The 14,016-nt window shown below is 38.3% G+C and carries 6 protein-coding genes; all 6 read left to right on the forward strand.

Annotation, left to right across the window (positions count from 1 at the left end; translation table 11 throughout):
* On the forward strand, positions 1–2,511 hold the full coding sequence (locus tag MWU84_RS03740; protein WP_246898410.1) for a PIG-L family deacetylase: 2,511 nt from the start codon (positions 1–3) through the stop codon (positions 2,509–2,511).
* A gap of 126 nt (positions 2,512–2,637) precedes the next feature.
* Positions 2,638–4,344, forward strand: a complete 1,707-nt coding sequence (locus tag MWU84_RS03745) for a sodium:solute symporter (RefSeq protein ID WP_246898414.1) — start codon at positions 2,638–2,640, stop codon at positions 4,342–4,344.
* Positions 4,345–4,576: 232 nt separating this feature from the next.
* On the forward strand, positions 4,577–5,617 hold the full coding sequence (locus tag MWU84_RS03750) for a LacI family DNA-binding transcriptional regulator (RefSeq protein WP_246898416.1): 1,041 nt from the start codon (positions 4,577–4,579) through the stop codon (positions 5,615–5,617).
* Positions 5,618–5,792: 175 nt separating this feature from the next.
* A complete protein-coding gene (locus tag MWU84_RS03755) occupies positions 5,793–8,828 on the forward strand; it encodes a SusC/RagA family TonB-linked outer membrane protein (protein WP_246898418.1) in 3,036 nt (1,011 codons plus the stop codon).
* A 10-nt stretch (positions 8,829–8,838) separates the two neighbouring features.
* Positions 8,839–10,428: a SusD/RagB family nutrient-binding outer membrane lipoprotein gene (locus MWU84_RS03760; RefSeq protein ID WP_246898421.1), complete on the forward strand. Its 1,590-nt coding sequence runs from the start codon at positions 8,839–8,841 to the stop codon at positions 10,426–10,428.
* A 261-nt stretch (positions 10,429–10,689) separates the two neighbouring features.
* Positions 10,690–14,013 carry a VCBS repeat-containing protein gene (locus MWU84_RS03765; protein ID WP_246898424.1) on the forward strand — a complete coding sequence of 1,108 codons (3,324 nt, stop codon included), beginning with the start codon at positions 10,690–10,692 and terminating at the stop codon, positions 14,011–14,013.
* Positions 14,014–14,016 lie beyond the last annotated feature (3 nt).

Genomic DNA, 14,016 nt, shown 5'->3' on the forward strand with positions numbered 1-14,016 from the left:
ATGCGCCTTTCTTGGGTATTCTTTTTTGGGATACTACTATCCTACCAACTCATTTATACTCAAGCACCTAGAAAAAATACTTCTTCGGACATATATCACTCTATTCAAAAATTAAATTTTTTGGGTTCGGCCCTTTATATTGCCGCACATCCGGATGATGAAAATACAAGACTAATTTCCTATCTTTCCAATGAGGTAAAGGCCAAAACGGCTTACCTATCCCTAACCCGTGGTGATGGGGGACAAAACTTGATCGGTTCCGAGCTAAGGGAACTATTGGGAGTTTTAAGAACCCAGGAATTGCTGGCCGCAAGACGTATAGATGGAGGGGAACAATTTTTTTCAAGAGCCAATGATTTTGGATACTCCAAACACCCGAACGAAACCCTTAAAATATGGAACAAGGAAGCCGTTCTAAGCGATGTTATCTGGATTATACGGAATTACAGACCGGATATTATCATCAACAGATTTGACCACAGATCACCAGGTACTACCCATGGACATCACACTTCCTCTGCCATGTTGAGCTATGAAGCTTTCGATCTGGCCAACAACCCCAATATTTATCCAGAACAGTTAAAAAGTACTGCCGTTTGGCAGCCAAAAAGATTGTTTTTTAATACCTCTTGGTGGTTTTATGGCAGTGAGGACAAATTTCAAGAGGCGGACAAATCCAAAATGATCGATCTTGATGTAGGGGTGTATTACCCTTTAAGAGGTGTATCCAACAACGAAATAGCGTCACTTGCCAGTAGCCAGCATTTGTGCCAAGGGTTTGGAAGGTTGTCTACCCGGGGGAGTGAAAATGAGTATATAGAACTTTTAAAAGGAGATCTGCCAAAGAATAAATCCGATATTTTTGACGGAATAAATACGACTTGGTCGCGGGTTGAAGGCGGGGAAGCCGTCGGGAAAATTTTGTATGAAATTGAGAAAAATTTCGATTTTACCCATCCATCAAAACACTTGCCACAGCTCATTGAAGGGTATAAAGCTATTTTAAAATTGAAGGACGAGCATTGGAAAGCAATTAAGAAAAAGGAATTGGAAGATATCATCCTAGCGGTTAGCGGACTTTATTTGGAAGCTACTGCAACAGCATCCAATACCTACCCGGGAAGTAATATACCTATCAATATTGAAGCGCTCAATAGAAGCGACGCAAACATTAATCTTATAGCAGTTTCCATCTCTGAGGACAATCGTGTGGCCAAAACAATCCCCCTAAGAGAAAACAACAAGGAAGTATTTCAAATAAATCTGAAGGTTCCTAGCAACATGTCTTACACTAGTCCATATTGGTTAAATAACAAGGGCACCACAGGAATGTATAAGGTTACCGACCAAAATCTAATTGGGAAACCGGAAACTCCCAATGCTTTTGAGGTGAGCTTTGAGTTGGAATTCAACGGATATTCCATAAATATTGTAAAACCCATTGTATACAGATATTCCAAACCGGAAAAAGGGGAAATATACCAGCCCTTTGAAATATTGCCCGAGGCAACAGCAAGTTTTAAGGATAAAGTGATCATTTTTGCCGACTCCAAACCCAAAGAAATTCCGGTGACCATAAAAGCGCTCAAAGACAATGTAAAGGGAGAATTACAGCTGTGTTATGGAAAAGGCTGGAAGGTAGATCAAGAAATAAAACCTTTTGAAATAGCAAAAAGAGGAGATCAACATGTATTACATTTTCTGTTAACTCCACCCTCCGGAGAAGATGAAAATTATATTTCCCCCATTATTAAAGTTGATGGCAAAGAAATATCCAGGGAGTTGATCGAAATATCATATGACCATATTCCCAAACAATCTGTGTTATTGCCTTCTGAAACCAAAGTGGTCCGACTAAATATTAATAAGAACGGGGAAAATATAGGATATATAAATGGGGCTGGGGATGAAATACCCGAGAGTTTGAAACAAATAGGATATAATGTCGTAAATATTGCCCCCAGTACTATTCAGGAAGGTTCATTGGCCAAGTTCGATGCTATTGTTGTTGGTATAAGGGCATACAATGTGGTGGACGAATTAAAATTTAAACAACGCTATTTATTGGATTATGTAAAAGAGGGGGGTAACCTAATTATTCAGTATAACACCGCTGGTAGAAATGGATTGGACATGGAGAACCTTGCTCCCTATCCCCTATCAATTTCCCGTGACAGGGTTACGGATGAAACTTCCGATGTAAAAATACTGGCCAAAAGCCATGTCCTGGTCAACTATCCAAACAAAATAACCGAGAACGATTTTGCAGGTTGGGTTCAGGAACGCGGTCTATATTTCCCGGATGAATGGTCCAAAGAATTTACTCCCATACTTTCTATGAACGACGAAGGGGAACCTGCATTAAAAGGTAGCCTTTTGGTTGCACCGTATGGTAAGGGCAATTATATTTATACAGGATTAAGTTTTTTCAGGGAATTGCCCGCGGGAGTAACAGGTGCTTATAGGCTGTTCGCTAATATACTTTCCGTGAAACAAGAGACCCAAAAATAACGGAATAGCAAACAAACGTCATTATGTTCGAGAAATTTGATTGGAAAAAAGAATATACACTGGTAATAGTTCTCAATGTTATCTACATCATAGTTTTTTATTTAATAATGACCGGAAACCGATAAAATGGCAGCACTAGATTGGATCATACTTGTTGGAACCCTTATGTTCATTGTTGGATATGGTGTTTGGAGAACAAAAGGAAGCAAGGATGTAAAGGACTATGTCCTTGGCGGTCACGACGCCAAATGGTGGACCATAGGTCTTTCTGTAATGGCTACTCAGGCCAGTGCCATAACATTTTTATCAACTCCAGGACAGGCCTTTCATGACGGAATGGGATTTGTTCAATTCTATTTTGGTCTACCGTTGGCCATGATTATCATTTGCTTAGTATTTGTCCCCATTTATCACAGGCTCAATGTATATACCGCCTATGAGTTCTTAGAAAACCGCTTTGATCTAAAAACAAGGACATTGGCAGCTTTGTTATTTTTAATTCAACGTGGTCTTGCCGCGGGTATTACCATTTTTGCACCTTCAATTATTCTTTCTGCCGTATTGGGCTGGGACTTGAAGACCCTAAATATTCTAATAGGTATCCTTGTTATCATTTATACCGTTTCTGGTGGTACCAAGGCTGTGAGTGTTACACATAAGCAACAAATGTTCATCATCATGACAGGGATGTTTATCGCATTCTTTTTTATACTCGGATATTTACCGGAGGACATCACTTTCAGCAAAGCATTGAAGATCGCCGGAGCCAGTGATAAATTGAATATTTTGGATTTTAGCGTCAATACCACAAGTCGTTATACCTTTTGGAGTGGAATTACGGGTGGGCTTTTTCTTGCCTTGGCCTATTTTGGAACGGATCAAAGTCAAGTGCAAAGATATCTTTCCGGTAAAACAGTCAGGGAAAGTCAACTTGGACTAATCTTCAATGGATTGCTAAAAATACCTATGCAATTCTTTATACTGTTGGTGGGTGTAATGGTATTTATATTTTTTCAATTCAACCATTCCCCTTTAAACTTCAATCCAGCGGCTACGAACGCCATAATGGAATCTTCATATGCCGAGGATTATAAAATTTTGGAAGAAGAACATTTGGTTCTGGAAAGTGAAAAAAGAATGGCCCAGAATAAATTTTCCGGGGCTCTTGATCTTAAGGAGTACGACGCTATTGAAGATGCCAAACAACACATTGTTAGTATAAACAATAAGGATAAGGAAAATAGAAAGGCTGCCCAAGCATTAATTTCTATGGCGGATGACAGTGTAGAGACCAATGACAAGGATTATGTGTTTATCCATTTTATTTTAAATTTTCTTCCTAAGGGGCTAATCGGTCTGTTGTTGGCTGTGATTCTTTCGGCCGCTATGTCCTCTACCGCCTCCGAATTAAATGCTTTGGGAACGGTTACGTCTTTGGATCTATACAAACGAAATAAGAAAGGTGAATTTACACAGGCGCATTATGTAAAGGTTTCAAAGTTATTCACCCTAATGTGGGGAGCTATTGCTATTTCAATTGCCTGTGTCGCCAACTTATTTGATAATTTAATTCAGTTGGTGAACATTATCGGCTCTATATTTTATGGGAATGTTCTTGGTATTTTTCTGATTGCCTTCTTTTTTAAATTCATCAAGGGCAACGCCGTTTTTGTAGCAGCCATAATAACACAATGCATTGTAATTATTGGCTGGAGTTACGATTGGATGTCCTATTTGTGGTTAAATGCCTTTGGGTGCTGTCTAATAATTGTATTTGCAACGGTATTGGAAGGTTTTGATCGCCTGCTTAAAAATCCACCAATAGAGGCGTAATATTTTTCTTCATTTTCATTGTTTTGGTTTTGCAGTAATACCCAAAGACAAACTATCACCCATCCAATTTTTCCTGTATATAAGTAGGTTTGATAGTTAGTTTATACTGAAAATTATTCATGTCCACGAAAATTTTAGTTGATTTACTAAGATTATTTCTATATTTAATGTTATCAAACTGTTAAAAGTTGCTTGAAATGTTAAATAACTTTCCCTGTTTTTACTTACTCTAATGATCAAAGAGAAATACACAATAAAGGACATTGCCTTAATGGCAGGCGTTTCCAAAGGAACTGTAGATAGGGTATTGCACAAACGAGGCAAGGTTTCGCAAAAGGCATTTGAAAAGGTAGACAGAGTTCTAAAAGAAATTGACTATAAGCCTAATCCTATAGCCAGAAACCTTAAAAAAAACAAGACCTATAGTATCCATGTTCTGCTTCCTGACCCCAATAAGGATCCATATTGGATTCCTGCCAATGAAGGAGTTTTGGAAGCCTCCAACCAATTCACCCCTTTTGGTATAATAATCAGGAAGTATTTTTATGACCCTAGGAATAATTCATCTTTTGTAGAACATTCTCAGGAAGCAATCCAATCACGTCCCGATGTTCTTTTAATGGCTCCCATTTTTGAAAATGAATCTCAATTGGTTTTAAAAAGGTGTTCAGAGACCAAAATTCCCGTAGTTCTTTTCAATAACCACATAAATTGTTTTAAGGAACAAATTTTTATTGGTCAGGATCTAAAACAAAGTGGTAGGGTTGCGGCAAGTTTAATGGATAGAATTATAGGAAGGAATGATGAAATAGCCATCATCCATATAAACAAGGAACCACACATGCAATCAAAGGAAAACGGATTTATAGAATTTTTTACAGAAAAAAAGGACAGTAATCACATCATGGTTTCCAAAGAATTTAATTCTGCCGAAAAGATCCATTTTAACCAAGAAGTGTCGCGATTCATAAAAAGCAATCCTAAGATCAATGCATTCTTTGTTACTAATTCAAAAGCATTTATGCTCGTAGAAGCTCTTCAAAATCTTCAAAAAAAGGACAGCTCTATAATAGGTTACGATTTATTAGAACCTAACATAAAGTATCTCAAGGAAGGGGCCATCAAATTTTTAATACACCAGAAACCGAAAAGGCAGGCTTTTCTGAGTGTCAGTTATTTGGCCGAGCATTTCCTGTTCGGAAAAGCATTACCCCCCCAAGAATTCCTCCCTATAGATATTATCACCACAGAAAATGCCCAATATTACCTTTAATAAGGTTATTGCTGGAGAAAATAATTTAACGCTTACCTTAAAAAAATTAAGGTTTTAATTAATGTGCTCGAACACATTTACGCCTAAACTATTTGTTTTATTGGAAAAAAAGATTAATTTCACCATTAACTTAATATTAACAAACAACTAATTTATTAACTCAAACAATTTTATTATGGTAAAAAAATTGCTACTATTTTTTGTGTTAGTATTCGGAGCCTATCCGTTACTGGCACAAAGCAAAACGGTGACAGGTATGGTCACCGATGCAACGGATGGTTCCCCCCTACCAGGTGTAAACGTACTGGTACAAGGAACCACAACTGGGACTCAAACTGATTTTGATGGGAATTATTCCATTGAGGCAGAAAGCGGGAACGTATTGGTATTTTCATTTCTAGGAATGAAGACCCAATCCGTTACTGTAGGTGCATCAAATACAATTAATGTATCTATGGAAGAAGATGCGGAACAACTGGGAGAAGTGGTTGTTACGGCATTGGGTATTAAAAGGGAAGAAAAAACCCTAACCTATGCACAACAAACGGTGGATTCTGATGAACTTACTAAAACCCGTGACCCAAACTTCATGAACGCCATAGCTGGAAAAACTGCAGGTGTAGAAATTAAAAAGAGTAGCTCAGGTGCAGGAGGATCATCAAGGATACAAATGAGAGGGAGTAAATCGTTGGAAGGAGATAGTTCCCCACTTTTTGTAATTGATGGTATTCCTATGGCCAACAACAGGGGAAGCCAACCCGGTATGTGGGGAGGTGTAGATTCAGGAGATGGATTATCTGCCATCAATCCTGATGATATTGAAAGTATCAGTATTTTGAGAGGGGCCAACGCTGCCGTGTTATATGGTAGCCAAGGTGCCAATGGGGTGGTGGTAATCACAACAAAAAGTGGATCCAAAGGAAAGACAACGGTAAATTTAAATAGTAGTTATACTTTTGAGCATTACTTGGAACTTCCTGATTTTCAATATAAGTATGGTGCTGTTGGCGCAGCTAAGGAAAGTTGGTCTACTACCCCTGGCAATTATAATGACGAATACATAGAGAATTTTTTTCAAACGGGTCATAACTTTAATAACTCGGTGAGTATAAGTGGGGGCAATGATAAGACCCAGACCTATTTTTCTTACGGAAATATTACAGCCTCGGGAATTACTCCCACTAATGACTATAATAAACATACTTTCAATTTTAAACAATCTACCAAGTTGTTAAATGATAAATTGACTGCTACTTCCAATGTTATTATGACTCAGGAAAAATCTAAAAACAGGTTGCCCTCGGGATATTATTTGAACCCGATTACCGGTTTATATTTCTTTCCACGTAACCGAGACTTCTATAACTTTAAGAATAATTATGAGGTTTTTGATGAAACCCGGAACCTTATGGCGCAAAATTGGTTTGTTTCCGACCACCATCAGTCGAACCCCTATTGGATTGTTAATAAGCAGCCACGTACTGACGAGACCAAAAGGGTAATTGGAAACCTTTCCTTAAAATATGACTTTTTGGATAATTTGAGTTTGCAGGTGAGGGGTAATATTGACTATGCCTCTAAAGTTCGTGAACAACAGCATGCAGCAACTTCCAACTCTACCAATGTGCACCCTAACGGGGCATGGAACTATGATAAATCTGAGGACCAACTATTGTATACGGATGCAATTCTCACATACAATACGGACATATCTGAAGATTTTAGCCTTAACGCAGTATTGGGTGCGAGTTATCAAAAATCGGAGTATGGAGTAGGTGTCCGGGTTGGTGTTAATGGCGGAGGCTCAGGTACTTTGGGATTGATTTATCCCAATGAATTTTATTTCCAAAATTTACCAACTAATGTCATAGTGGAATCCTATACCGATGGGACGATTATAAAACAAGGTGCCTTTGTCAACGCCCAGATTGGATATAAGGATATGCTCTTTTTTGATTTTTCAGGAAGAAATGACTGGGCCTCTACTTTGGCCTTAACTGGGAATGATTCTTATTTCTATCCTGCCTTTGGACTAACGGCTTTAATGGATCAAATTTTTGAGCTTCCCGAAACAATTAGTTTTGCAAAATTACGAGGGTCATGGACTCAGGTAGGCAATGAAGTGCCATGGAATTTAATTGCCCCGAGTAATAATATTAACGGAGCCTTGGGAAATTTAAATAGGCAGACACAGACACCATTTTATGATGCCAAGCCAGAAATTATTACAAGTTGGGAAATTGGAACTGATCTACGTTTTTTACAAAACCGTTTGGGGCTGGATTTTACGTATTATAATATAACCAGTAAAGATCAATTTTTAAGGGCTAATTTGAGTCAATCAGAAAGTCAAGGGGGCTTTACTGTGGCTTATATAAATACAGGAGAAATTACCAATAAAGGATTGGAAATAACCTTAAATGCTACTCCAATTCAGAGTGAGGATTTTGAGTGGAACACTTCTTTTAATTTTACAAAAAATAAAAATACGATTGTAGATATTGGTCCGGAAGATGAAAAATTTTATGATTTAGGGTCATCTGAAGGCTATTATTCACGATTATATGAAGGAGGCTCCTTTAACGACTTGTATGTAATTAAATTTGCTCGAGATGACCAAGGTCGTATCCAGTTCCAAAATGGCACTCCGTTAAAGCAAACAATTCCAGAATTGGCAGGCAACCTTGACCCGAAGTGGAGCTTAGGATGGAACAATAGTGTTTCCTTTAAAAATTTCTCTTTGGGAGTATTGATCAATGGTCGCTTTGGCGGAAAAGTATTTAGTCAGACCGAGTCTTTATTGGATGCTTATGGGGTTTCACAACGAACCGCTGATGCTAGAGATGTAGGAGAAGTAATCGTTAATGGTGTTGATATTGATTCCGGTACGGCTATTACCAGTGTAGATCCCGAAACTTGGTACACTTCCGTTGGAGATCGTACACCTATTGGCGAAAATTATGTATATGACCGTACAAATATTAAATTGAGCCAACTTTCAATAGGTTATAATTTTGATATGTCCAAGTCGTCCCTGCCCATAAAGGCAGCAAGTCTGTCATTCATTGGAAATAATCTGTTCTTTTTCCACAAGGAAGCCCCTTTTGATCCGGAATTGGCAATGAGTACCAATCGTAATGCACAAGGTTTGGACAATTTTAATCTTCCTTCCACAGGAACTTATGGGTTCAATCTTAAACTAACTTTTTAAAAAAATAAACATGAAAAAGTATCTATATTTTTTGTTTGTATTGCTTCCAATGTTGTTCGGCGCATGTACGGATGACTTTGTGGAAGCGAACACGGATCCCTATGATATTACCGACGAATCCCTTAAACAAGATTTTAACAATTTGGGTTCCTTTTATTCTGGAATGTTATATGAGATTTTTGGAAACCAGATAGATCATAACCTAACAAACGTGTCTTACGCCCAACATTTGGCACAGCCTACTGTTTTTGTTGGAAATGTCAATAATACCACCTACTATATTACTTGGAACGGATATTGGCAAAGGGAATACAATAATGTTATGGCAAAAGCTAAACAGGTTATTGAATTGGCTGAGGCCGAAGGCAATACCATGTTCGTGGAATGGGCTAATTTAATTCGGGTATTATCCATGTCAAGATTGACGACCTACTATGGGCCTATTATATATTCTCAATATGGTATAGAGGGGAGTGCACTATATGATAGTGAGCCCGATCTGTACAATGCGCTCTTTAGCGATTTGGATCGAATTATAGCCACTTTCAATGAAGATCCAAGTTATTCAGGATTCAGTGCATTTGATAATACTTATGGGGGAGATGTAAAGCTTTGGGCAAAATTCGCCAATTCCTTACGTTTACAATTGGCCATGCGAATCTCCAAAGTGGCTCCAGAATTGGCAAAGACCCAGGGAGAAAAAGCTATGGCAGATCCAGTAGGACTCATCGAAACGAATGGGGATAACATGAATATATTTTTAAATGGAAATAAGTTCCATCCGGCACAGATTTGTTTTGAATGGAATGACACCCGAATGAGTGCCACTATGGAATCCATATTAATCGGTTATCAAGATCCACGAATACATGCTTTTTTTGATCCAGTGGCTGAAGCCGATATGGATTTAGTCAGTGATCATCCCGAATGGCCATACAAAGGAATTCGTAATGGAGCCCATTTGGTTGCAAAAGACGACCACACACCTTTTTCAACGATAGATGCAAATTTTAATGACCCGACTAAAGTAACCTCTCGTAAGGTGATTAGTGCAGATGAGGTGTTTTTCTTAAAGGCAGAGGCCGCCTTAAGGGGCTGGGCTGGTGCCGGGGATGCCCAGGCCAATTATGAAGCGGGTGTTAAGGCTTCCTTTGAACTATGGGGCGCAGGCGGTGTGGATGCCTATTTGGCAGATGATACAAGCCTACCTATTGATTACGATGATCCCGTAGAGACAGGAGCGGTAAACGATTTCACCAACCAAATAACCAATACCATTGCATGGGACGAAGGAGCAGATAACGAGACAAAATTGGAGAAAATTATTACCCAAAAATGGATCGCTGCCTATACCAATGAAATGGAGGCTTGGGCCGATTTTAGACGAACTGGCTACCCAAAATTACCTCCTGTATATGAGAATAATAGTAATGCAGATTGGGGAGTAGTGCCAGATGGGGAATTTATTAAAAGAATGCCTTATCCTAATGCAGAAAGAGAAGGTAACCCGGCTACCATTACTGATGCGGAAAGCAAATTGGGTGGTCCTGACGAAATTAATACTCGCCTTTGGTGGGATACGGGCGGACCAAACTTTTGATCTTCAAGCATCTAATTTAAAAGTAAAAAGACTGAAAACCTGTGATTTTTTAATCACAGGTTTTTTTATGTTTATTGATTTTTTACATGAGCTAAAATTTTGGATAAATCCATGAATTTTCATTTTAAACATCTTCATTTGTATTGGTGGGTCCCCTTAATTTATTAACTTACCCTCTTTAATTTTACCAAGTAGGTTTATTTTTTTGTTGCAATAACGAACATATAAAACCTCGCCTTTATTGCTAAATTTTAATTGAACATGAGTAAAACAATCACCAAAATATACCTGTTTCTCACAACTGCAATGTTCCTTTCTTGTCAACAAGTTGATGATAGTAAAATGTTCTCCCTGATGCCCGGCAATAAAACAGGAATTACTTTTAAACCTATTTTAAAGGAAACCGAGGAATTTAATATTTTAACCTATGGCTATATCTATAATGGAGGAGGCATATCTGTGGGCGATCTTAACAATGATGGCCTTCCAGACCTCTATTTTACTGCTAGTATGGTAGGAAGTAGGCTATACATCAATAAAGGCAATTTTAAATTTGAAGAAATTGCCCAAAAAGCAGGGGTATTTGCAGAAGGTTTATGGAATACAGGGACTACCATGGCCGATGTTAATGGGGATGGTTATTTGGATATTTATGTGTGTAGGTCTGCAGCAAAGGACGATTTTAAAAGAAAAAACTTACTTTTTATAAATAACGGAGACTTGACCTTTACGGAGAAGGCCGCAGATTATGGCATTGATGATGCCGGTTATTCCACCCAAGGTGCTTTTTTTGATTATGACAAGGATGGCGATCTGGATTTATATGTGGTAAACCATTCTTCACAGGAATATTCAAGCTTTAGGCAAATATCCAATAACCTTAAGCAACAAAGAAACCCTGCCTATGAAGACCGACTTTATAGAAACGATGATGGAAAGTTTGTAGATGTTAGTGAATCTTCCGGACTTGTTTCAAATGTTTTGGGTTTTGGATTGGGAATTGCCGTTTCGGATATGAATAATGATAATTGGCCAGATATTTATATTTCGAATGATTTTAAGGAACAGGACTATTTGTACATCAATAATCATGATGGCACCTTTACCGAAAGTCTTGAAGAATTTATTGGGCACACCTCCCATTTTTCCATGGGTTCGGATGTAGCGGATATCAATAATGATGGCTTTCCGGAAATTATGACCTTGGACATGCTCCCGGAAAACAATTACCGATTAAAGATGGTCTCCGGTCCGGACAATTATGACAAAAACACCTTCTTGGAGAAATCCGGATTCTATTATCAGACCATGAGAAATATGATGCATTTGAACAATCAGGGGATAGCCTTTTCTGAAATTGGACAATTTGCAGGGGTATCCAATACCGACTGGAGTTGGGCTACCCTTTTTACGGATTTGGACAATGACGGGTTAAAGGATTTATACATTACCAATGGTGTAAAAAGGGATTATACCAATATGGATTTTATGAACTATGCCGTTCAGGAAAGAATTAATCAAAATAAAACCGGGGTAGAGACGGCCATTACAGATTTGTTGGAGAATATGCCCGCTACCATTGAAGAGAATTATACCTATCAAAATAATGGCGACCTTACTTTTTCCAAAGTCAATGAAGCCTGGGGACTAAATCAGAAATCGCTTTCCAATGGGGCCGTATATGCCGACTTGGACAATGACGGGGATCTAGATCTTGTGGTCAATAACATAGATGAATACCCTTTTGTTTACAGAAACAATAGTGAACTGCACACTACCAACCATCACTTAAAAATTAATTTTAAGGGTGAAGGAAAAAACACTTATGGCATTGGCTCCAAAGTTACTTTGACCATTGGAAACAAAATACTTATGCAAGAATTTATGCCCACCAGGGGCTTTCAATCTTCCGTAGATTTTAATCTTATTTTTGGTCTTGGGGATGCGACGTCCGTAGATGAACTTAAAATTATTTGGCCCAATGGCCAAGTGCAAATTTTAAATGATATAAAGGCGGATGAAACCATTACCCTAAATCAAAAGGATGCAGTTTTATTGGAAAATAATTCCGAACCGATAGTTGGAACAACCTATTTTACAGACATTACTATGGATAGTCTTATCCCCTACCGGCATTTGGAGAATGATTATAACGATTTTAAACGTGAACAGTTACTCCCCCATAAATTATCTACCCAAGGACCAACAATAACTAAAGCGGACGTAAATAATGATGGTCTCGAAGATATATATGTCGGTGGCGCCAAAGGAAGTGAAGGTCGAATGTTTAAGCAGACGTCTTGGGGCAAGTTCCTGTCCATCAATGAAAAAATATTCATTACTGATAAGGAATCGGAAGACATTGGATCCCTTTTCTTCGATGCGGATAAGGACGGGGATATGGATCTTTATGTGGTAAGTGGCGGAAACGATTTTGATGAAGATTCCGTTGAACTACAAGATAGACTTTACATCAACGACGGTAGGGGCAATTTCTACAAAAATACTAATGCCCTACCAAAGATGCTTTCAAGCAATTCCTGTGTCAAGGCCAGTGATATTGACGGAGATGGGGATTTGGACCTTTTTGTGGGCGGCCGATTGGTTCCTGGTAAATATCCCACCGCTCCAAGAAGTTATATTTTGCAGAACAACGGTAAAGGCACTTTTACGGATATCACCTTTACTGTAAACCCAGATCTTGAATATCCCGGAATGGTCACAGATGCTTTGTGGACTGATTTTGATAATGATAATATTAATGATCTAATTCTGGTAGGTGAATGGATGAAAATCAGGACATTCAAAAATGTAAGTGGTAAACTTGTGGAAGTATATGAAAACAATGGCCTGAATGATTCCGAGGGCTGGTGGAACAGTATTGAACAAGGTGATTTTGACAAGGATGGGGATATGGATTATATAGTTGGAAATTTTGGAAGAAATTCCCAGTTAAAAACCTCGCCTTCCGAACCAGTAACTTTGTATACCAAGGATTTTGATAGCAATGGCTCTTTAGATCCCATATTGTGTTCCTATAACTTGGGAGAGGAATTTCCTGTTTTTTCAAAAGATGACATGGTGGGCCAATTAAGTGGGCTCAAAGGTAAATATTTAAATTATTCAGACTATGCATCTGCCAAAATCACGGATGTATTTAGCCCTGAGGAATTAAAAGGGGCTATGGTCTTAAAAGCTAAAAATTTCAATACCAGTTATATGGAAAACCTGGGAGATGGAAAATTTAAGCTCGTACCCTTGCCAATCGAAACACAGTTTTCACCAATATATGGGATATTAAATGGGGATTTTAACAATGATGGCAACGAAGACGTGGTTGTTGGGGGTAATTTTTTTGGAACCAGGGTAAAATTTGGAAGATATGATGCCAATAAAGGCTTGGTCCTGTGTGGTGACGGAAAAGGCAATTTTAAACCTTCAACTGTAATGGAAAGTGGATTAAATATTGACGGAGAAATAAGGGATGTCACCAAAATTACCTTGGCCGACAAAACAGAGGTAGTACTGTTTGTAAGAAACAATGACGGTATAGCAATGTATAAAATAGAATCAACTAAAAAATAGTAA

This window comes from Arenibacter sp. F20364 (assembly GCF_023015905.1).
Lineage (GTDB): Bacteria > Bacteroidota > Bacteroidia > Flavobacteriales > Flavobacteriaceae > Arenibacter.

What these genes read in the sequence shown, in the direction of transcription:
- MWU84_RS03740 (WP_246898410.1), top strand. Translation starts at nt 1, where the DNA reads ATGCGCCTTTCTTGGGTATTCTTTTTTGGGATACTACTATCCTACCAA.
- MWU84_RS03760 (WP_246898421.1), top strand. Translation starts at nt 8,839, where the DNA reads ATGAAAAAGTATCTATATTTTTTGTTTGTATTGCTTCCAATGTTGTTC.
- MWU84_RS03755 (WP_246898418.1), top strand. Translation starts at nt 5,793, where the DNA reads ATGGTAAAAAAATTGCTACTATTTTTTGTGTTAGTATTCGGAGCCTAT.
- MWU84_RS03750 (WP_246898416.1), top strand. Translation starts at nt 4,577, where the DNA reads ATGATCAAAGAGAAATACACAATAAAGGACATTGCCTTAATGGCAGGC.
- MWU84_RS03765 (WP_246898424.1), top strand. Translation starts at nt 10,690, where the DNA reads ATGAGTAAAACAATCACCAAAATATACCTGTTTCTCACAACTGCAATG.
- MWU84_RS03745 (WP_246898414.1), top strand. Translation starts at nt 2,638, where the DNA reads ATGGCAGCACTAGATTGGATCATACTTGTTGGAACCCTTATGTTCATT.